The 20,604-nt window shown below is 72.5% G+C and carries 19 protein-coding genes and 1 riboswitch; of the genes, 12 read left to right on the forward strand and 7 right to left on the reverse strand.

The window, feature by feature from the left end:
* Positions 1 to 61: 61 nt before the first annotated feature.
* The 3 genes from GH747_RS00915 to GH747_RS00925 all read right to left on the reverse strand — a co-directional run bounded on the left by GH747_RS00915 (position 62) and on the right by GH747_RS00925 (position 4,463).
* Positions 62 to 1,507, reverse strand: a complete 1,446-nt coding sequence (locus tag GH747_RS00915) for an NAD(P)/FAD-dependent oxidoreductase (protein ID WP_149767414.1) — start codon at positions 1,505 to 1,507, stop codon at positions 62 to 64.
* Positions 1,494 to 2,819, reverse strand: coding sequence for an aspartate aminotransferase family protein (locus GH747_RS00920; protein WP_205602711.1), 1,326 nt, complete (start codon positions 2,817 to 2,819; stop codon positions 1,494 to 1,496). Before GH747_RS00920 ends, GH747_RS00915 begins: the two co-directional genes overlap by 14 nt.
* Before the next feature lie 120 nt (positions 2,820 to 2,939).
* Positions 2,940 to 4,463 carry a CoA-acylating methylmalonate-semialdehyde dehydrogenase gene (locus GH747_RS00925; protein WP_149767418.1) on the reverse strand — a complete coding sequence of 508 codons (1,524 nt, stop codon included), beginning with the start codon at positions 4,461 to 4,463 and terminating at the stop codon, positions 2,940 to 2,942.
* Positions 4,464 to 4,612: 149 nt separating this feature from the next.
* Here GH747_RS00925 and GH747_RS00930 point away from each other — a divergent pair, with 149 nt between their 5' ends.
* Positions 4,613 to 6,250: a PucR family transcriptional regulator gene (locus GH747_RS00930; RefSeq protein WP_149767420.1), complete on the forward strand. Its 1,638-nt coding sequence runs from the start codon at positions 4,613 to 4,615 to the stop codon at positions 6,248 to 6,250.
* 16 nt (positions 6,251 to 6,266) lie between these two features.
* Here GH747_RS00930 and GH747_RS00935 read toward each other — a convergent pair whose 3' ends face one another.
* A complete protein-coding gene (locus tag GH747_RS00935) occupies positions 6,267 to 6,917 on the reverse strand; it encodes a TetR/AcrR family transcriptional regulator (protein ID WP_149767422.1) in 651 nt (216 codons plus the stop codon).
* Between the two features lie 164 nt (positions 6,918 to 7,081).
* Here GH747_RS00935 and GH747_RS00940 point away from each other — a divergent pair, with 164 nt between their 5' ends.
* The 6 genes from GH747_RS00940 (at position 7,082) to GH747_RS00965 (ending at position 14,001) form a co-directional block, all read left to right on the forward strand.
* The gene (locus GH747_RS00940; protein ID WP_149767424.1) at positions 7,082 to 8,587 is read left to right on the forward strand and encodes a gamma-aminobutyraldehyde dehydrogenase; all 1,506 of its coding nucleotides are present in this window, start codon (positions 7,082 to 7,084) and stop codon (positions 8,585 to 8,587) included.
* A gap of 90 nt (positions 8,588 to 8,677) precedes the next feature.
* On the forward strand, positions 8,678 to 9,994 hold the full coding sequence (locus tag GH747_RS00945; protein ID WP_149767425.1) for an NAD(P)/FAD-dependent oxidoreductase: 1,317 nt from the start codon (positions 8,678 to 8,680) through the stop codon (positions 9,992 to 9,994).
* Positions 9,991 to 10,683 carry a DUF1365 domain-containing protein gene (locus GH747_RS00950; RefSeq protein WP_205602712.1) on the forward strand — a complete coding sequence of 231 codons (693 nt, stop codon included), beginning with the start codon at positions 9,991 to 9,993 and terminating at the stop codon, positions 10,681 to 10,683. Before GH747_RS00945 ends, GH747_RS00950 begins: the two co-directional genes overlap by 4 nt.
* Positions 10,680 to 11,957, forward strand: a complete 1,278-nt coding sequence (locus tag GH747_RS00955; protein ID WP_149767427.1) for an SAM-dependent methyltransferase — start codon at positions 10,680 to 10,682, stop codon at positions 11,955 to 11,957. The genes GH747_RS00950 and GH747_RS00955 overlap by 4 nt, the downstream gene beginning before the upstream one ends.
* Positions 11,954 to 13,210: an SAM-dependent methyltransferase gene (locus GH747_RS00960; RefSeq protein WP_149767429.1), complete on the forward strand. Its 1,257-nt coding sequence runs from the start codon at positions 11,954 to 11,956 to the stop codon at positions 13,208 to 13,210. Before GH747_RS00955 ends, GH747_RS00960 begins: the two co-directional genes overlap by 4 nt.
* Complete coding sequence (locus GH747_RS00965) at positions 13,207 to 14,001, forward strand: DUF1295 domain-containing protein (RefSeq protein ID WP_149767431.1); 795 nt, start codon at positions 13,207 to 13,209, stop codon at positions 13,999 to 14,001. The genes GH747_RS00960 and GH747_RS00965 overlap by 4 nt, the downstream gene beginning before the upstream one ends.
* Before the next feature lie 9 nt (positions 14,002 to 14,010).
* Here the strand turns inward: GH747_RS00965 and GH747_RS00970 are convergent, their stop codons facing one another.
* Positions 14,011 to 14,688, reverse strand: a complete 678-nt coding sequence (locus GH747_RS00970; RefSeq protein WP_149767433.1) for a hypothetical protein — start codon at positions 14,686 to 14,688, stop codon at positions 14,011 to 14,013.
* Between the two features lie 80 nt (positions 14,689 to 14,768).
* Between GH747_RS00970 and GH747_RS00975 the strand changes: the two genes are divergently transcribed.
* Genes GH747_RS00975 through GH747_RS00985 form a run of 3 tightly spaced genes read left to right on the forward strand, consistent with a single transcriptional unit; the run spans position 14,769 to position 16,741 of the window.
* Entirely contained in the window at positions 14,769 to 15,377 is a 609-nt protein-coding gene (locus tag GH747_RS00975) for a hypothetical protein (protein WP_149767435.1), read from the forward strand.
* Position 15,378: 1 nt separating this feature from the next.
* Positions 15,379 to 16,011 (forward strand): nitroreductase family protein, encoded by a 633-nt coding sequence (locus tag GH747_RS00980; RefSeq protein ID WP_149767437.1) that lies wholly within the window; start codon positions 15,379 to 15,381, stop codon positions 16,009 to 16,011.
* Positions 16,012 to 16,036: 25 nt separating this feature from the next.
* Positions 16,037 to 16,741 carry a GPP34 family phosphoprotein gene (locus tag GH747_RS00985; RefSeq protein WP_149767439.1) on the forward strand — a complete coding sequence of 235 codons (705 nt, stop codon included), beginning with the start codon at positions 16,037 to 16,039 and terminating at the stop codon, positions 16,739 to 16,741.
* A 9-nt stretch (positions 16,742 to 16,750) separates the two neighbouring features.
* On the opposite strand, the gene GH747_RS00990 is transcribed toward GH747_RS00985, so the two are convergent.
* Positions 16,751 to 18,208: an MFS transporter gene (locus GH747_RS00990; RefSeq protein WP_228552721.1), complete on the reverse strand. Its 1,458-nt coding sequence runs from the start codon at positions 18,206 to 18,208 to the stop codon at positions 16,751 to 16,753.
* A gap of 48 nt (positions 18,209 to 18,256) precedes the next feature.
* Here GH747_RS00990 and GH747_RS00995 point away from each other — a divergent pair, with 48 nt between their 5' ends.
* Complete coding sequence (locus GH747_RS00995; RefSeq protein ID WP_149767443.1) at positions 18,257 to 18,799, forward strand: NUDIX hydrolase family protein; 543 nt, start codon at positions 18,257 to 18,259, stop codon at positions 18,797 to 18,799.
* A gap of 140 nt (positions 18,800 to 18,939) precedes the next feature.
* Here GH747_RS00995 and GH747_RS01000 read toward each other — a convergent pair whose 3' ends face one another.
* Entirely contained in the window at positions 18,940 to 19,254 is a 315-nt protein-coding gene (locus GH747_RS01000) for a DMT family transporter (protein ID WP_149767445.1), read from the reverse strand.
* Between the two features lie 24 nt (positions 19,255 to 19,278).
* A riboswitch (guanidine-III (ykkC-III) riboswitch) is annotated at positions 19,279 to 19,338 on the reverse strand.
* Between the two features lie 51 nt (positions 19,339 to 19,389).
* On the opposite strand from GH747_RS01000, the gene GH747_RS01005 reads away from it, so the two are divergent.
* Positions 19,390 to 20,592: an MFS transporter gene (locus GH747_RS01005; protein ID WP_194842871.1), complete on the forward strand. Its 1,203-nt coding sequence runs from the start codon at positions 19,390 to 19,392 to the stop codon at positions 20,590 to 20,592.
* Positions 20,593 to 20,604: the final 12 nt, after the last annotated feature.

Below are 20,604 nucleotides of genomic sequence, written 5' to 3' on the forward strand. Positions count from 1 at the left end.
GCCCCCCGCTGGTCGTCGCCCCGCCCCCCCGCTGGTCGAGGCGCGAAGCGATCGAGACCCCTCACGAGTCGAAGCCCAGCCCAGCCGCGTCGAGGGCCCGCAGCCACGCGTTGCGCTCCCCCGCGCGGTGGTCCGCCCGGTCGAGCGCCCACCGCGTCAGGTTGATCCCGACGGCGGCCGCCGGCTCCGGCGGGAACGGCAGCGGCTTCTTGCGGACCATCTCCAGCTCGGTCCGGGCGGTGCGCTCGCCGCTGAGCCGGTCGAGCATCACGTCTGCGGCGAAGTGCGTCGCGGCGACCCCCAGCCCGGTGAAGCCGGCCGAGTACGCGATGCGCCCCGACTTGGCGAGACCGTGGAACGCGCAGAACTGCGTCGACGTGTCGATCGCGCCCGCCCACCGGTGCGTGAAGCGGATCCCCTCGAGCTGGGGAAACGTCGTGAGCAGGTGCGCGGCCAGCGTGCGGTAGGTCTTCGGACGGTCCTCGTACGCCGACCGCACCTTGCGCCCGTAGTGGTAGACCGCGTCGTAGCCACCGAACAGGATCCGGTTGTCCGCCGACAGCCGGTAGTAGTGGAACTGGTTCGCCATGTCGCCGACGCCCTGCCGGTTGCGCCACTCGATCGCGTCGAGCTGCGCCGCCGACAGCGGCTCGGTCATCAGCGCGTAGTCGTAGACCGGCACGGTCATCAGCCGCGTACGGGCGAGCAGCGACGGGAAGACGTTCGTGGCGAGCGCGACGCGGTCCGCGCGGACCGAGCCTCGAGGCGTGCGTACGAGCACCGGACCGCTGCGGCCCGGCGCGTCCAGCGACTCGGCGGCACTGTTCTCGAAGATCTCGACCCCGAGCCCGGTCGCCACCCGGGCGAGCTCCTTCGCGAGCTTCGCCGGGTGCACCATCGCCGTCGAGTCGCGGTGCCAGACACCGGCGAGGTACGTCGGGCTGTTCACCTGGGCGCGTACGGCTTCGGTGTCCAGCACGTCGCCCGCGCCCTCCTCGAGCCACGCGACCTGGTGCGGCTCGACGGCGACGTCGAGGCTCCCGGTCCGCTCGAGCTCGCAGTCGATCCCGAGCGCGTCCACCGCGGTGGCGAGCGCCTCGAGGTTCTCCTGCCCGAGCCGCTCGAGCGTGTCGTACTCGTCGGGCCACCGCGTACGACCGTTGTCCTCGCCGTGGGTCAGGCTGGCGTCGCAGAAGCCTCCGTTGCGTCCGGACGCCGCCCACCCGACGGTCTGTGCCTCCAGCAGGACGACGCGCGCGGCCGGGTTGCGCAGCTTGGCCTTCACCGCGGTCCACAGACCCGTGTAGCCACCCCCGACGACCAGCAGGTCGGCGGTGTGGGCCCGGTCGAGGACGGGGTACGCGACCGCGTCCCCGACGTCCTCGAGCCAGAAGCACCCGTCCTGCGTCTGCGCCAGCGCGGCGTCGACGAGCGAGGCCGGCGGCGCGTCACGCTCGAAGACGGTCGGCTGTGCAGCGCCTCGTCGCCCCGGGTTAGCGGGCGACATGCGCGTCGCCGACCGACAGCGCCTCGTCGAGGACCGCCAGACCGGAACGTGCCTCGTCGATGCCGATGTTGAGCGCGGGGACGACGTGGATGCGGTTGTAGTTGACGAACGGCAGCAGGCCGTTCTTCTTGCACGCGGCGACGACCTCGTTCATCGCCGGGCTCGACCCGCCGTACGGCGCGAGCGGCTCACGCGTCTCGCGGTCGGCCACGAGCTCGAGCGCCCAGAACGCACCGACGCCACGCACCTCGCCGACGCAGGCGTGCCGCTCCTGCAGCTCGGCGAGACCGGGCCCGAAGACCTCCGTGCCGAGGGTGGCGGCCTGCTCCACGATCTGCTCGTCCTTCATGGTCTCGATCGTGGCGACGGCAGCGGCACAGGCGAGGGGGTGACCGGAGTACGTGAGGCCGCCCGGGTAGACGCGATCGGCGAAGGTCGCGTAGATCGCGTCGGAGACGATCACGCCTCCCAGCGGCACGTAGCCCGACGTCACGCCCTTCGCGAACGTGATGAGGTCCGGCTTCGCGTCGTACAGGTCCAGCGCGAACCACGTGCCGGTGCGGCCGAACCCGGCCATGACCTCGTCGGCGATCCAGACGATGCCGTAGCGGTCGCACAGCTCGCGTACGCCCTCGAGGTAGCCGGGCGGCGGCGGCATGATGCCCGCAGTGCCCGGGATGGTCTCGAGGATGATGGCGGCGATGGTGCTCGGCCCCTCCATCTGGATGGTCCGCTCGAGGTGCGCCAGGGCACGCTCGCACTCCTCGGCCTGCGTCGTCGCGTGGAACTCGGAGCGGTAGAGGAACGGCCCGAAGAAGTGCACGACGCCATCGGCGCCGTAGTCGTTCGGCCAGCGCCGGGGGTCACCGGTCAGGTTCACCGCGGTCTGGGTGCCACCGTGGTACGACCGGTAGCGGCTGAGCACCTTGCGGCGCCCGGTGTGCAGGCGCGCCATGCGGACGGCGTGCTCGACGGCGTCGGCGCCGCCGTTGGTGAAGAAGACGTGCTCGAGCCCGTCAGGCGCAAGGCCGGCGATGAGGTGCGCAGCCTCCGACCGGGCGGCGTTCGCGTGCTGGGGCGCGATCGTGCAGAGCTTCGCCGCCTGGTCCTGGATGGCCTTCACGACGCGCGGGTGCTGGTGACCGATGTTCGTGAACACCAGCTGGGAGGAGAAGTCCAGGAAGCGCTGCCCCTGGTCGTCGGTGACGTAGCTGCCCTCGGCGGACTCGATCACCATCGGGGTCAGCGATCCCTGAGGCGACCACGAGTGGAAGACGTGAGCGCGGTCGAGCTCGTACGTGCGGTTGGTCATGTCATCTCCGTTCAGTTCTTCCGCGTTTGCCACGCTCCCCCCGGAAGTGCCCGCCATGCACCGCAAACTTGCGGGGTACGGGGCGTACTTCCGTGGGGAGCGTGGCAAACGCCGGAAACCTCAGCTGTTCTTCGGGAAGGCGAGCTCGAGGCCGCCCACGGGCTTGACGGCAGGGTCACCCCAGCGCGACGTGACCACCTTTCCACGAGTGAAGAAGTGCACGCCCTCCGTGCCGTGCGCGTGGCTGTCGCCGAACAGCGAGCTCTTCCAGCCGCCGAAGGAGTAGTAGGCCATCGGAACCGGGATCGGGACGTTGATGCCGATCATGCCGACCTCGACCTCGTACTCGAACTTCCGAGCCGCGCCACCGTTGCTGGTGAACAGCGCGACCCCGTTGCCGTACGGGTTGGAGTTGATGAGCGCCACGGCCTCGTCGTAGGTGTCGACCCGGACGACCGACAGCACGGGGCCGAAGATCTCCTCGGTGTAGACGCTCATGTCGGTGGTGACGTTGTCGAACAGCGTCGGGCCGAGCCAGAAGCCGTCCGTGCCGCCGTCGGCGACCACGTCGCGTCCGTCCACGACGAGCTTCGCACCGGCCTCCTCGCCGGCGTCGACGAACGACGCGACCTTGTCGCGGTGGACCTTCGTCACCAGGGGACCCATGTCGGCGCCCTGGGTCCCGTCACCGGTGCGCAGCGTGCGAGTGCGGTCGGCGATCTTCGCGACCAGCTCGTCGCCGACACCACCGACGGCGACGACGACGCTGATCGCCATGCAGCGCTCGCCCGCCGAGCCGTACCCGGCACTGACGGCCTGGTCCGCGGCGAGATCGAGGTCGGCGTCCGGCAGGACCACCATGTGGTTCTTCGCACCCCCGAGGGCCTGGACGCGCTTGCCCGACTGGCTGGCACGCTCGTAGACGTAGCGCGCGATCGGCGTCGAGCCGACGAAGCTGATCGCCTTCACGTCGGGGCTGTCGAGGAGCGCGTCGACCGCGACCTTGTCACCCTGGAGGACGTTGAAGACGCCGTCGGGCAGGCCGGCCTCCTTCCAGCGCTCGGCGATCCAGATCGCGGCCGACGGGTCCTTCTCGCTCGGCTTGAGCACGACGGTGTTGCCGGCGGCGATGGCGACGGGGAAGAACCACATCGGCACCATCGCCGGGAAGTTGAACGGGCTGATGATGCCGACGACGCCGAGCGGCTGGCGCTTGGAGTGCACGTCGACGCCGGTGGAGACGCCCTCGGAGTAGCCGCCCTTGAGCAGGTGCGGGATGCCGCACGCGAACTCGACGACCTCGAGACCGCGGCCGACCTCGCCGAGCGCGTCGTCGAGGACCTTGCCGTGCTCGGAGGTGATGATCGCGGCGAGCTCCTCCTTGCGGGCGTTGAGGATCTCGCGGAACGCGAAGACGATCTGCGTGCGCTTGGTGATCGACGTCTCCGCCCACGAGCGCGCAGCAGCGGCAGCGGCACCGATCACGCGCTCGGCGTCGGCGTTGTCGGCGAAGGCGACCTGAGCGCTCACGGCGCCGGTGGCGGGGTTCGTGACGTCACCGGTGCGGCCGGTGGCGGCGTCGGCGGAGGTGCCGAGGAACGGTGCTCCGTCGAGCCAGTGCGGGATCAGCGTCGAAGTGCTCATGGGTACGAGGATGCGCCGCAGCGGTGGACCTCGACAACGGACGGAGTGTCACCCAGCCCTACGCACCTCGTACGAACTGTCCGTCCGCGAGCGCTGAAACGATCCGTCACCCGCTTCGCCCCCGGAGCGACGAACCGTACGCTGGTCCTATGCCGCTCCCGACCCTGCGCGCTGTCCTCGCCTCGGAGGCCCTCCGCGCTGCCGCCCCCGACGTGCTGGCCGGCGCGGACCGCCTCGACCGGCAGGTCCGCTGGGTCCACGTCAGCGAGGTCCGCGAGGTCACCGGCCTGCTCACCGGCGGCGAGCTGCTCCTCTCCACCGGCCTTGCGATGCGAGGGGGCGATGACGACGCAGCGGCGTACGTCGGCGAGCTCGTCGAGGCCGGGGCGACCGGCCTCCTCGTCGAGGTCGGAGAGTCGTTCCCCGAGGTGCCGCCGGCCGCGTTGGCCGTGGCCCGCGAGCGCCGGTTCCCCGTCGTCGCCCTGCGGCGGCCCTCGCGGTTCGTCGAGATCACCGAGCAGGTGCACCGCGCGATCGTGGCCGAGCAGTACGAGCGGGTCGACTTCGCGCGTCGGGTCCACGAGCGCTTCACCGCGCTCAGCCTGGAGGGCGCCGGAGCGCAGGCGATCGTGGAGACGACCGCCGAGCTGGCCGGGTCGTCCGTGGTCCTCGAGGACCTGTCGCGCCACGTCGTCGCGTACGCCGCGCTCGGCCGCCCCGCCGCGGGCCTGCTGCACGGCTGGGAGAAGCGCTCGCGCCTCGTCGCGCACACCGACGTCACCGGCGTGACCGGACCCGAGGGCTGGATGACCTCGCCGGTCGGCCTGCAGCAGCACCGCTGGGGACGGCTCGTCGTCGTCAACCCCGCCTCCGACCAGGAGCGGCTCGCGATGGTCCTCGAACGCGCGGCGCAGGCGCTGGAGCTCGGCCGGATGGCAGAGAGCGACCGGTTCGGCATCGCCTACCAGGCACAGGGCGGGTTCCTCACCGAGCTCGCGGACGCGCGGGTGGTCGACGCCGCGGAGGCCGACGCCCGCGCCCGCGCTCTCGGTCTGCCTGCGGCGGCGCCGTACGCCGGGCTCGTCGTCCGCGCCGCACCCCGCGCGGTCGGGACGCCCAACGACCCCGTGGCCGCGCACCGCAGCGCCCGCCGGCTGGTGGAGCGGGTCGCCCAGGCCAGCCGCGAGGCGCGGGTCCCGGCGCTCCTCGGCTCGTTCGGCCCGGTCGAGGTCGCCGCCGTCGTCGCGACCGGCGAACGCGGAGGCGACGGGGCGATCGCGGCGCTCGCCGAGGCGCTCCACGCCCAGCACGCCCGCCAGAGCGACCTGGACCCGGTGTCCGTCGGGGTCGGCGCCCCGGCGATGACGGTGCTCGCCGCCGGAGCCGCGCTCCGGCACGCGCAGCACGTCGCCGAGGTCGCGCACGCACTTCCACCTGGGCGGCAGAAGCCGTTCTTCCGCGCGAGCGACGTCCGGCTCCGGGGGCTCGTGGCGCTCCTGCACGACGATCCCCGGGTCCAGGCGTTCGCCGAGGCCGAGCTCGACCGGCTGCTCGTCCACGAGGCGACCCACGAGGACGGCATGCTGGAGCTGCTCCGCCAGTACATCGCGGTGGGCGGCAACAAGACCGAGCTCGCCCGGGTCAGCCACCGGAGCCGGCCGGCGCTCTACAAGAAGCTCGCGCACCTCGAGCGCATCCTCGGCGTCAGCCTCGACGACACCGACTCCCGGCTCGCCCTCGGTGTCGCGCTCATGGTGCACGACCAGCGCCGCTCGGGACAGCGCTAGGCCGCGGACCTCGCCGCTAGCTCGTGCCGGTCGTCCGCACCGGGGACCCGAGCCGCGCGAGCAGTGCGTCGACGACCAGCCCCACCGCGTACGGCATGTCGACGCGGTCGGGGTCGAGCAGCCACTGGACCTGCAACCCGTCCATGACGGCGATGACCGACGACGCGGCCGAGTCGAGGTCAGCGTCGCTGGGCGGGTCGTCGGCGCACGCCTCGCGGAGCGCGTCGGTGATCAGCGCCCGTAGATGCGCGAACCGCTCGCGGAACGACGCCTGCGCGGGATGCCCCTCGGTGACGGACTCCGCGGACAGCACCGCGTACGACTGCACGAGCCCGGCACGGCCGGTGTTGACCCCCGCCGTGTGGACGAGGTGGCGCATGAGCTCGGCGCCGCGTGGCGGCTCGTGGTTCTCGAAGTCCGCGACGTCGAGCGCCTCGCGGTACAGCAGGACCTCGACGAGGAGCTGGTCCTTGGAGCCGAAGTGGTGAAGGATCCCCTGGTGCGTGATGCCGACCCGCTCGGCGACCTCCGACAGCGACGCCTTGTGGTAGCCCCGGGCACCGAAGACGTCCAGCGCGGCGACGAGGATCTCGGCGCGCCGCTGGTCCGCAGGCACGCGCGGCGCCCGCTGCCGCTTGGGCACGCCGGACACGGCTGGGGTCGTCATCACGTGAGCCTATCGCTCACCTTCCACGCGTGCGACGACCTTGAGGCCGCTTCATCGGTCTGCCGCCGGCCGAGGTCGCGCGCCTGACAGGACGTCACCTCCGGCGCGCCGCAGGTGACACACCGCGTGTTGTCCGCCGACGTGCGACGTGCTGGAATCGCGCCATGAGCACACCGCGCGCGTTCGACCCCAGCAGCATCCCGGCCGGCCAGTTCGTCGGCGGGCGGTACGCCGAGGGCTCCGGCCCTGCCGACGTCGTGGTGAGCAACCCCGCGACGGGCGACGTGGTCGCCACGTTCGCGTCGGCGAACGACGCGGACGTCGACGGGGCGGTCGCGGCGGCGGCCGCCGCGTACCCGGAGTGGTCCGGCGCCACCCCGGGCGAGCGCAGCGCCGCGATGCACGCGCTCGCAGCCCGCCTCGAGGAGATCGCGGACGACCTGGCCGCGGCCGAGACGCTGCAGACCGGCAAGTCGATCCGCATGTCGACGGAGTTCGACGTCCCGGGCACGATCGACAACACGGCGTTCTTCGCCGGTGCCGCTCGCAACCTCGAGGGGAAGGCGAGCGGCCGCTACTCCGGCGACCACACGTCGTCCATCCGCCGTGAGCCGCTGGGAGTCGTGGGGTCGATCGCCCCGTGGAACTACCCGTTGCAGATGGCCGCCTGGAAGGTCCTGCCCGCCATCGCCGCAGGCAACACCATCGTCCTCAAGCCTGCCGAGGTCACTCCGTTCACGTCCTTGATGCTTGCGCAGGCGGCGACCGACGCGGGGCTGCCCGACGGCGTCGTCAACGTCGTCAACGGCCCAGGCCGCACCACCGGCACCGCGCTCGTCGGCCACGAGCAGGTCCGCATGGTGTCGTTCACCGGCTCGACCGCGGTCGGCAAGCAGATCGCGACGACCGCTGCCGCGACCGTGAAGCGCGTGCACCTCGAGCTCGGGGGCAAGGCCCCGTTCGTGGTGTTCGACGACGCCGACCTCGAGGCAGCGATCCGCGGCGCGGTCGCCGGGTCGCTGATCAACGGCGGCCAGGACTGTACCGCCGCCACCCGGGCGTACGTCCACGCGAGCCGCTTCGACGACTTCGTCAGCGGCGTCGCCGAGCTGATGGGCAAGGTGGTGGTCGGCGACCCGACCGATCCCGCGACCGACCTCGGCGCCCTGAGCTCGGCCGCGCACCGCGACAAGGTCGCCGCGATGGTCGACCGGGCCCGAGCCGCCGGCGCCGACGTGGTGTGCGGCGGCAACGCTCCGGACCGTCCCGGCTTCTACTACGAGCCGACGCTGCTCACCGGTCTCCCGCAGGATGCGGAGGCCGTCCAGAACGAGATCTTCGGCCCTGTGCTCGTCGCGCTGCCCTTCGACTCCGACGACGAGGCGATCCGGCTCGCGAACGACACCCCGTACGGCCTGGCGGCGTCGGCGTGGACCCGCGACGTCTACCGCGCGCAGCGGGCGGCAGCCGAGATCCAGGCCGGCTGCGTGTGGATCAACGACCACATCTCGATCGTGTCGGAGATGCCGCACGGCGGTTACAAGCAGTCGGGCTACGGCAAGGACATGAGCACGTACTCCTTCGAGGAGTACACCCAGGTCAAGCACGTGATGCAGGACCTGACCGGCGATCCGCGCAAGGGGTGGCACAGCACCGTCATGAGCGCCTGAGCCGCCGGCCCGCCGGCAGGGTGGCCGGGAGACTCTCAAAAACTTCCACCTCCGACCCATCCACGGCGGCGCGTGCTCCGAACAGAGGGCATGAGTGGGCGTGAGAGGACGACGGTACGCCGCCGCGCGGCGGTCGTCGGAGCGGGCGTGTCCGGGCTGACGGCGGCGTACCTGCTGCAGCGTGAGTACGACGTGACGGTGTACGAGGCGGACGAGCGGCTCGGCGGTCATGCGCACACCCACGACCTCGTCGACGGGCACGGACGCACGGTGGGTGTGGACAGCGGGTTCATCGTCCACAACCGGCGCACGTACCCGCACCTGACGCGGTTGTTCGAGGAGCTCGGCGTCGAGACCCAGCCGTCCGAGATGAGCATGTCGGTGCACTGTGACGGCTGCGGGCTCGAGTACGCCGGCGCGCGCGGCATCGGCGGCCTGTTCCCGTCCGTGTCGCACGCCCGACGCGCCGCCTACCTGAGGATGCTCGCGGACGTCCCCCGCTTCCACCGCCGCGCCCGCGCGCACCTCGCGAGCACCGACGCCACGGGCTCGGACTCCGACATCACGCTCGGCGCGTTCCTCGACCGGCACGGATTCGCGACCTACACGCGCCAGCACTTCGTGGTGCCCCTGGTCTCGGCCGTCTGGTCGTGCGACGCCGAGACCGCGTACGCCTACCCCGCCCGCTACCTCTTCCAGTTCCTCTCCCACCACGGGATGCTCTCCGTCACGGGGTCGCCGGCCTGGAGGACCGTGGTGGGTGGTTCGGCCCGCTACGTCGAGAAGGTCGTCAAGGGTCTGACCGCCGTCCACACCGCGTTGCCGGTCACCGCGGTGGCGCGCACCCTGGAGGGCGTGGAGGTGCAGGACGCGGACGGAGGACGTACGCCGTACGACGTCGCCGTCGTCGCGACCCACGCCGACGACGCGCTGCGGCTCCTGGCCGACCCGACGCCTGCACAGGTCGCGGCGCTCGGCCCGTGGCGCTACTCCCGCAACGCGACCACGCTGCACACCGACCGCCGCGTGATGCCGAGCCACGCCCGCGCCGAGGCGTCGTGGAACTACCGGATGCCGGCGTGCGAGGCGAGCTCGTCCGCCGTGCGGGTCAGCTACGCGATGAACCGCCTCCAGCGGCTCGACACCGACCCGCAGTGGTTCGTCACCCTCAACGACGACGGCGACACAGCCGACGCCGGCCGTACGATCGACGACTCCCGGGTCCTCGCGCGGATGGACTACGCCCACCCGGTGTTCACACCCGCGTCGGTCGCGACGCAGGACCTGCTGCCCGCCCTCAACGACGGCGTGCTCGCGTTCGCGGGGGCGTACCACGGGTGGGGCTTCCACGAGGACGGCTGCCGCTCCGGGGTCGCGGCGGCGCAGAGCCTGGGAGTCCGCTGGTGACGGCCCGCTACGACGTGACCATCCGCCACCAGCGTCACAGCCCTGTCTCGTACGGCCTGGCGACGGCGGGCGAGACGTGGCTGGTCGACCTCGACGACCTGCCGCAACTCCCGCGAGGGTTCGGCCGGCTGGCGGGCTTCCGCAGCGCCGACCACCTGGGCGACCCGTCGCGGTCGCTGCGCGAGAACCTCGATGCCTGGCTCGCCGAGGCGGGCGTCGAGCGCCCGGCGCGGGTGACGATGCTGGCGCAACCACGCGTCCTCGGCTACGTCTTCGACCCGCTCACGATCTTCGCCCTGTACGACGGCGACGGCGTCCGGACCGGCGTCGTCGCGGAGGTCCGCAACACCTACGGCGGACGGCACTGCTACCTGCTGCACCCCGATGCGCGCGGGCAGGCCGAGGTCGACAAGGCGTTCTACGTCTCCCCGTTCAACCCGGTCGACGGCCACTACACGATCCGCGTCCCGGAGCCCGGTGACGCACTGACCGTCGTCGTCACGCTCCACCGTCCCGACGAGGCGCCGTTCACCGCGACGATGACCGGCACCCGCGCGGCGAACGCGTCGCTGTGGCGGTCCTTGCTGCGCCCGTGGCGCACGCGGGGCGTCACCGCGGCGATCCACTGGCACGGCATCCGCCTCTATCTCCAGGGCCTCCGCCCTCACCCCCGAGGAGAACACGCATGACCGCCCTCCACCCCGCGCCGTCCGTCGACGCCTCCGACCTGGTCGTCGACCCGGATCGCTGGCCGCACGTCGCCACGGTCCCTCGCAGCCGCGTGCGCGCGGCAGCCGCCCGCGCCGTCGTGGCCACCGCCGTACGCCGGCTGCCGCTGCGCCTGCGGTGGCCGGACGGGACCGAGACGGGCGCCGGGGGGACGACGGATCCCGTGCTCCGGCTCGTCCGGCCTGACGACTTCCACGCGCGACTCGGCGCCCGAGGACTGATCGGCTTCGGCGAGTCGTACATGGCCGGGGACTGGGAGGCCGACGACCTCACCGGGGTCCTCACGGTGCTGGCGGCGCACGCGTCGACGCTCGTGCCACCGCGTCTCCAGCGGCTCCGCCGGGTCGCGGTCCCGCGGCGCGCGCAGGGTGACGCGAACACCCGCGACGGCTCGCGGTCGAACATCTCGCACCACTACGACCTGTCGAACGAGCTCTTCGCGGTGTTCCTCGACCCGACGATGAGCTACTCGGCGGCACTGTTCAAGAGCGGGACCGAGAGCCTCGCCGAGGCCCAGCGCCGCAAGGTCGCCCGGGTGCTCGACCTGGCCGGCGTCGGTGCGGGGACGCGACTCCTCGAGATCGGCACCGGCTGGGGCGAGCTCGCACTGCAGGCCGCGTCGAGGGACGCGGACGTCACCACCATCACCCTGTCGCACGAGCAGGCCGATCTGGCGCGACGTCGGCTGCACGCCGCGGGCCACGCGGACCGGACGCAGGTGCTGCTCCAGGACTACCGCGACACCGACGGGTCGTACGACGCGATCGCGAGCGTCGAGATGATCGAGGCGGTGGGTGCCGAGCACTGGGACGAGTACTTCGCGACCCTCGCCCGACTCCTCGCACCCGGCGGCCGCGTCGGGCTCCAGGCGATCACGATGCCGCACGACCGCATGCTCGCGAGCCTCGACACCGACACGTGGGTGCTGAACTACATCTTCCCCGGCGGCGCCATCCCGTCGAAGGAGACGATCGCCGAGCGTACGGCGGCGGCGGGCCTGCAGGTGACCTCGACGCTGTCGATGCGCGCCGACTACGCCGAGACGCTGCGCCGCTGGCGGGAGCGTTTCGAGGCGCGGGCCGAGGTGGTGGCCGAGCTGGGGTTCGACGCCGTCTTCCGCAGGATGTGGTCGTTCTACCTGGCGTACTCGGAGGCCGGCTTCCGCTCCGGCTACCTCGACGTCGTGCAGTACGGGCTCGAGAAGCCCGCCGACGACACCGGAGGCGGCCGATGAGGTCGAACGCCGAGCTGCTGCGCGCTCTCGTCACGCCGTTCGTGGGCATCGAGCCGCCGGTCCGGATCCGTGCCTGGGACGGGAGCACGTCCGGACCGGCCGACGCTCCCTTGATCGACGTCCGCTCACGCCGCGCCCTGCGCCACCTCGCGTGGGCGCCGGGCGAGCTCGGCCTGGCGCGGGCGTACATCTGCGGGGATCTCGACGTGCCGGGGGGCGCCGAGGACCTGGCAGACGGGCTGCGGACGGCGTGGCAGGTGCTCGCGGGGGTCGAGCAGCCGTCCCGGCCGGGCTGGTGGACGTGGGTGCGGTCACTCCCGACGGCGCTCCGACTGGGCGTCGTCGGACCCCGGCCGCGTCCACCAGCCGGGGAGATCCAGGTCGACGGCACCCGGCACACGACGCGCCGCGACGCCGCGGTGATCGCGGCGCACTACGACCTCTCCAACGCGTTCTACGCCCTCTTCATGGACCGGAGCATGGCGTACTCCAGCGCCTACTACCGCGGCGCGGGCGTCACGCTCGAGCAGGCGCAGCGCGCCAAGCTGGACCTCGTCTGCGACAAGCTCGGCGTCACGGACGGGTCGACGCTCCTCGACGTCGGGTGCGGGTGGGGGTCGCTCGCGCTCCACGCCGCGGAGCACCGCGGCGCGCGGGTCCTCGGGATCACGCTCTCGGCGCAGCAGCACGCGTACGTCACCGAGCAGGTCGAGCGCCGCGGCCTCGCCGACGTCGTGGAGGTGCGACTGCAGGACTACCGCGACCTCGACGCCGTCGGCCTGACCGAGCGTGGCACCGGGTTCGACGCGGTCGCCTCGATCGAGATGGGCGAGCACGTCGGCGAGGAGAACTACGCGACCTACCTCGGCGTCCTCCGCCGCCACGTACGAGCGGGCGGCCGCGTGCTCGTGCAGCAGATGTCCCGGCGGGCGGGCGCCGCGCCCGGGGGCGGCACGTTCATCGAGACCTACATCGCGCCCGACATGCACATGCGGCCGCTGTCGGAGACTCTCGGGTTCTTCGAGCGCGGCGGCTTCGAGGTCCTCGACGTCGAGGGGATGCGGGAGGACTACGTGCGGACGGTGGCCGCCTGGACGGCGACGTACGAGAAGCGCTTCGCCGAGGCCGTCGCGCTCGTCGGCGAGGAGCAGGCACGCATGTGGCGGCTCTACCTCGTCGGCGGTGGTCTCGCGTTCGAGCAGGGCAGGATGGGCGTCGACCAGATCGTGGCGACCCGGACGGAGGGCGCATGACGTCACACCTCGACGACGCCTTCTGGGGGGCGTTGCCCTGGACCGCGCTCGGCGTCGTCGCGGTCCTCGCGGTCACGTACGCCGCCGCCAAGGTCGCCGGCAAGCACGCCGTGATCGACGTCGCGTGGGGTCTGCTCTTCTGCGCGGTCGCGGTCGTGGGGTTCGTCGCGTCGTCGGGTCACGGCGACGACGTACGCCGCTGGCTGCTGCTGGTGCTCGTCCTCGCGTGGGGTCTGCGGCTCGCGGTGCACATCGGCCGCCGCAGCATCGGCGCCGGGGAGGACCCCCGCTACGAGGAGTTCCTGCGCGGTCGCAGCGAGCTGGGCGTCGTCGCGGTCGTCTACGGGCTGCAGGGCGTGCTCGCGTGGGTGATCTCGGCCCCCGTCCAGGTCGGCATGTTCCTCGACGCCCCACTCGGCCCGCTGGCGTGGGTCGGTGCCGTGGTCTGGCTCGTCGGACTGCTCTTCGAGACGGTCGGCGACCGGCAGCTCGAGGCGTACAAGGCCCAGCCGAAGGACCAGCGCCCGCCCGTGATGGATCGCGGGCTGTGGCGGTACACGCGGCATCCCAACTACTTCGGCGACGCGTGCGTGTGGGTCGGGATCTTCCTGGTGACGGCGGACGCCTGGCCGGGCGCCCTGACGGTCTTCGCCCCCGCGATCATGGTCTACCTGCTGGCGAACGGCTCGGGCAAGAAGGTCTTGGAGCGCCGGATGGCCAAGCGCCCTGCATACCGCGAGTACATGGCCCGCACGTCCGGCTTCTTCCCGCTGCCTCCGCGGAAGGGCTGAGCGGGGCGCTCAGCCGAGCGCTCCGAGCGCGGTCCTGACGAGACGGTCGTCGCGCTCGCGCAGCACCAGCGCCACCGCTGGTTCGCCGCGCCGGGCCGCGTGCGCGGCACGGTCGGCACCCGGCGAGCCGACCTCCGCGGCGCCCAGCACGTCGACGAGCGTCCCCGTCGCGAGCGCGTCCAGCTCCAGCGGACCGTGGATCTCGTCGGCGTCGACCTCCACCCTCGTACGGTCGCGCTCGGCCCGTGCCCGCGCCGAGGCGAGGACCGCGTCGACGACCGCGTCGCGGTCGTGCTCGCGTGGAGCGCGGACGTCGAGGACGCCGGCCGCGGACTCCGTGGTGAACCCGTGGTCGGGCTCACGGGTCGCGACCTCGCCGAACGTGGCACGCACGCCGTCGTCCGCGTGCACCTTCGCCTGCTTCGCCGCAGCGAGCACCGTCATGGCGCAGGTGAGCAGCGGGTCCGCCCGGACGGCCATCGGAGCCTCGTACGGCAGTGGCGTGCCACGGAAGGTGAAGGTCCAGCGTCCACGGGGCCAGACCGTCGCGACGACCCCGACCGTCGCTGAGGGCGGCAGCACCCCGGCGAGGTCGTCGGCGACCTCGACCAGCACACCGGACGCGGCGCGCCACAGGGTCCAGCCGGGCCCGCTCTCCAGGACCGCCGCGCCCGCCATGCCTGTCATGCCCGTCATCCTGCCGGGTCCGCGCCGCACGGCGCACGCCGTACGCACCACGTTCAAGCGCGCAGGCGATACTGAACGCCATGCGCATCACCCGGGAAGAGACCGACGCCGTCGAGGAGTCCGACCTCTCGTCGCTCGCCAAGGCCGAGAAGCTGATCGAGTTCGCGACCTCGGGCGAGTACGACCTGGCCGACGACGTCGCGCCACGCTCGCTGCTGGTGGCGGCGTCGGAGTTCCTCGGGTTCGACGGCGCGTGGGACCGCCAGGAGGAGGTGCTGGCGATGGCCGACACCGCCGACGGCGTCTCCGCGATCCACCCCGACGTCGTCCGTGTCGGCACCGCGCTCGCGCGCGGCCTCGACCCCACCCCGTACGCCGACCGCTACCGGAAGTCCGGCCGCATCACGCCGGCGTCGGCGCACTACATGGCCGACCTGTACGACGAGGCGGGCGAGCCGCTCGCCTCCGAGCGCTGGCTCAACATCGGCATCCGGGCCTTGGAGCACCTCGACCCCGACATGGTCGACACCACCACGTGGGACCTCCTCCTGCTGTCGCGCCGCGACCTCCGCACCCGCCTCGGCCGCCCGAAGGACGGGTACGACGAGGAGGCGGACGCCGCCGACATGCACCTCTCCGACGTACACCGCCCCGCCGACGGCGACGGCGGCGACGACCAGGCGCCCTGACGTGGAGCTCGCCGAGGTGATCCGGCGGCGACGCATGGTGCGCGCCTACGACGGGCGACCGGTGCCGTCCGACGTCATCGACCGCATGCTCGCGCACGCCACCCGCGCACCGAGCGCCGGTTTCACCCAGGGATGGGAGTTCCTGGTGCTCGACACCGCGGAGGACGTCGCCCGGTTCTGGGACGCGACGACACCGCCCGAGCGTGCGGCGTCGCCGTCGCGCTGGTTGCGAGGCATGCGTACGGCGCCGGTCGTGCTCGTGCCGCTCGCGCACAAGGACGCCTATCTCGACCGCTACGCGGAGCCGGACAAGGGCTGGACCGACCGCGACGAGGCGCGCTGGCCCGTCCCGTACTGGTACGTCGACACCGGCATGGCGTCCCTCATGGTCCTGCTCACGGCCGTCGACGAGGGCCTCGGCGCCTGCTTCTTCGGGATCCCACCGACGCGGACGGCCGAGTTCCGCGCGGCCTCCGGTGTCCCCGCCGACTACGAGCCGCTCGGCGCGATCACCGTCGGGTACGGCGCCGAGGACCACGTGCCGTCCTCGCGCGCGCGGGGGCGGCGCTCACTCGACGAGGTCGTCCACCGGGGACGCTGGTCGACCGGATCGTCCGGAACCTCTGGCATGTGATCCGTATCACGAGTACCCTCGCGCCATGTTGCTCGCCGAGGAACTCACCCTGCTCGCGCTCGACCCCCAGTCCGGGAAGCTGCGCAATCCCGACGGACGTGGCGCCCGCGCCCTGGCCGGCGCGCTGCTCCTCGATCTCGCGCACGCGGGCCACGTCGCGCTCGAGCCCGGCGACATCCTCGTGCTGGCCGACACCTCTCCCCGCCAGCCGCTGCTCGGCTCCGGGCTCTCGCTGCTCACAGGACAGGTTCCCCTGTCGGTCCGCGACGCAGTGCACCACCTCGCGGCGACGCTCCCTGAGACCGTCCTGGGCAGCATGGCCACGCGCGGTCTCCTCCGCCGGGAGGAAAGCCGCACCGTCGTCCTCAAGATCCACGTCCGCTGGCACCCGACGGCTCCTGCGATGAGTGACGCCGTCCGCGCCGATCTCGCGAGCATCCTCGACTCCGCGGGCCCGGAGGCATCCTCGTCCGCCCCGGTCCTCGGTCGACGCGAGGCCGGTCTCCTCACCGTCCTCGGTGGGGCCGATCTGCTCGACTTCGTCGAGACGCCGACGGACGCGGCGGCGGCCGCACGTCAGCGGTCGTGGTGTGCCGACGTCGCCCAGGGCCAGCGCTGCCTGCACTCCGTCGCCGACGACGTGCTCGCCTTCCAGCGGGCCGTCCATGCCGGTCTCACGTCGGCGCCCGCCGCGCACCCCGCCTCCGAGCAGCGGGCCGCAGCCGTCTGACGCGCCGGGTCAAGAAGGCCTTCCGTGTGAGGAGGTAGCCGGGTACGGGCGCGGCGCCGACACGTCGCAGCCCGCCTGCTGCTCGATCGGGATGTCGTGGGTGCGCGGCCTCGTCCGGATCGTCGCCCAGGCGATGGCGCCTCCAGCGACCATCATCGCGGCGCAGACGAGCATCGCCTGGTCGAACCCGGCGTCGAACAGGTCAGGGTCCGACAGGGCGCCTCCGACGATCCCGACGAGCGGCGGGAGCGCGGCCACGGCGAGCAGCTGTGCCGTACGCGCGACGGCGTTGTTGACGCCCGAGGCGGTTCCCGCGAGGTGGTCGGGTGCTGCCGCCAGCACCGCCGTCGTCAGCGGCGAGACGAGGATCGTCAGGCCGATCCCGAAGACGACCACACCGGGCGCGACGTCGGCGAGATAGGACGCGTCGGGTCCGACGCGCAGCATCAAGAGGAGGCCCGCAGCTCCGACGAGAGGGCCGACCGTCATCGGGACGCGCGGCCCGATCCGGGTCCCGAGGCGGCCCGCCGCCGGCGAGAACAGCAGCATGAGGATGGTGATGGGCAGCGTCGCCGCGCCCGCGGCCAGCGGGGAGTAGCCGGCGACGACCTGCAGCTGCACCACCAGCAGGAAGAAGACCGCACCGAGCGCGCCGTACACGACGAAGGTCACGACGTTCGCTCCCGAGAACACGCGGTCCCTGAAGAGACCGAGCGGCACCAACGGGTTGGGGCTGCGGCGTTCCTGCACGACGAAGAGCAGCAGCACCACGAGCCCGACCACCGACAGCCAGGTGCTCGACTCGATGAGCCCGTAGGTGAGCGCGGCGAGTCCTCCCGCGGTCAGGGCGACGCCGAGGAGGTCGAAGTGCTCGGGCGCCTCGGGGTCACGGCTCTCGGGCACGTGGCGACCGCACACCCACACGACGACAGCGGCGAGCGGGATGTTGAGCAGGAAGATCGCCCGCCAGCTCACTGCCTCGATGAGCCACCCGCCGAGCAGGGGGCCGATCGCGGTCGCCACGCCGCCGAGCCCCGACCAGGCGCCGATCGCGGCGCCGCGGTCCTCGGTGTCGAACGACGCCGAGATGAGCGCCAGGCTTCCCGGAGTCAGCAGTGCACCGCCCACGCCCTGGAGCACCCGGGCAGCGATCAACGTCTCGACGTTGGGCGCGACTCCGCACAGCAGCGACGCGACCGCGAACCACACGACCCCGATCACGAAGACGCGCCGGCGCCCCCACCGGTCGCCCAGTGCGCCGCCAAGCAGGATCAGCGACGCGAGCGCGAGCGTGTAGCCGTTGACGACCCACTGGAGCCCGCCCACGTCGGCGTCAAGGTCGTCGCCGATGGTCGGCAGAGCAACGTTGACGACGGTCGAGTCGAGCATCGCCATGCTGGAGCCGAGGACGGTGGCGAGCAGGACCCAGCGGCCCTGTGCACTGCGAAGGCGGAGCGCGGCGTCCACCCGGGCCACGTTACGCATCGCTGTGGCCCCATGGGGAAGACTGGCCGCATGACGGTACGCACTCCCGACCCGAATCCCGGCTGGCTCTCCGACCACGACCTCGACGAGACCCGCAACCGGGTCCCGATGCTGTACGTCGAGGCCGTCCCGGTGCGCGTCGATCCCGACGGGCTCGTCGCCGAGGTCGGGCTCCTGCTGCGGGGCTCGCACACCGGCGAGATCACACGCTCGTTCGTCTCCGGGCGCGTGATGCACGGCGAGCGCGTACGCGACGCGCTGATGCGCCACCTCGAGAAGGACCTCGGGCCGACGGCGTTCCCTGTCCTGCCGGTGAGCACCGTCCCGTTCGCCGTCACCGAGTACTTCCCTTATCCCGGCGCCTCGCAGTTCTTCGACGCTCGCCAGCACGCGGTCGCTCTCGCGTACGTCGTCCCGGTCTCAGGCGAGTGCCAGCCCCGTCAGGACGCGCTCGAGCTGACGTGGCTCACGCCGGCCGAGGCCGCGACCGACGCGGTGGCCGCGGAGATGGAGGGGGGCCGCGGCGCTCTCCTGCGCCAGGCGCTCGCGCACCTGGGCGCCCTGCCGGGCTGACCCCCGCTGGTCAAGGCGCCAGCTCCCGCTGGTCGAGGCGCCAGCTCCCGCTGGTCGAGGCGCGAAGCGATCGAGACCACCGCAGGTAGGTCTCGATCGCCCGCTGGCGCTTCGGCCTCGACCAGCGACGTTGCTGGCGGTCAGTGCACCGCCTTCAGCCCCACGACCCCGCCGATGATCATCGCGAGGAAGACGAGGCGGAGCACCGACACGGGCTCGGCCCCGGTCACCATCGCGTAGGCGACGGTCAGCGACGCGCCGATGCCGACCCAGACGGCGTACGCGGTGCCGGTCGGGAGGCTGCGCATCGCGACGGCGAGCCCGACCATGCTGAGGACCACGGTGACCCCGAAGACCACCGTGGGGACGAGCCGGGAAAAGCCCTCTGAGCGCCCGAGCGCGGTCGCCCAGACAGCTTCGAGGACGCCGGAGACAACGAGGATCAGCCATGCCATTGAGAACGCTCCTGGTGTGAAGGTGTGTCGACGTCTTCGCATGACCGGGTACGTCGGTTCTCGTCCGGAGCCACATGGCTGCCCCCAGGATAGCAGGCGTACGATATCCATATTCCGAGATTGGAGTCTCGCTATATGGACACGGTCGTTTCCGTTCCGCGGGTGGCCGCCCGCCACTGGGGCATGCTCGCCGTCGCCACGACGGCACAGGTCTCCGGCGCGTGCCTCGCGCACGGTGTCGCCTTCCTCATCCCCGCCCTCCAGGAGCAGGGGCGCTCGCTGGCGACCGCCGGGTTGGTCGCCTCGATGCCGCTGATCGGCACGATGCTCACCCTCGTCGTGTGGGGCGCCGTCGCCGACCGGTACGGCGAGCGCCTCGTCCTCGTCAGCGGCACGGCAGGCACGGCGATCAGCGCCGCGGTCGCCGTCGCGGTCGCCGACCACCTCGGAGCCCTGTGCGCCGCGCTCCTCGTGGCAGGGGCTTTCGCCGCGAGCACGTCCTCCGCGTCCGGCCGCGTCGTCGCCGGCTGGTTCCCCGCGCACCGACGCGGCCTCGCGATGGGGATCCGCCAGATGGCGCAGCCGCTGGGCGTCGGCCTCGCCGCTGCCACGATGGCACCGCTGGCCGCCGCCCACGGGATGGCGTCGGCCCTGTGGGTCCCGGTCGTGGCGTCGACGGTCGCCGCGCTCGCCTGCGCCGTCGTCGTCGCCGACCCACCCCGACCGAGTCGTGCCGAGGCGCAGGCCGCCGGCCAGCTCGACCACCCGTACGGCAACGGATACCTCGTCCGGATCCACCTTGCGTCGATGCTCCTGGTCGTCCCGCAGTTCACCGTCTGGACCTTCGCCCTCGTCTGGCTGGTCGGCGACCTCGGCTGGGCCGCCGGGGCGGCCGGCGCGCTGGTCGCCGGGACCCAGCTGCTCGGCGCGCTGGGCCGGATCGGCGCAGGGCACCTGTCGGACCTGGTCCGCAGTCGCCTGCGGCCCATGCGCTGGGTGGCGATCGCGGCCGCGGTGACGATGTTCGGTCTCGCCCTCACCGACCGCCTCGGCTGGAGCACCGCGGCAGTCGCGCTCCTGGTGGTCGCGACGACGGTGACCGTCGCCGACAACGGGCTCGCGTACACGGCGATCACCGAGTCCGCCGGACCGTTCTGGTCGGGCCGGGCGATCGGCGTCCAGAACACCGGACAGTACGTCGCCGCGTCCGCCGTCCCGCCCGTCGTCGGCGCGGCGGTGACCCTGCTCGGCTTCCCGCTCGCCTTCGCGCTGGTGGCGCTGTGCCCTGTCATCGCCGTACCCCTCGTCCCCATCGACGGCGAGGCGCCGCTGCGATAGCCTGCGTGCTGC

The organism is Mumia xiangluensis (genome assembly GCF_010994095.1).
Classification (GTDB): Bacteria; Actinomycetota; Actinomycetes; order Propionibacteriales; family Nocardioidaceae; genus Mumia; species Mumia xiangluensis.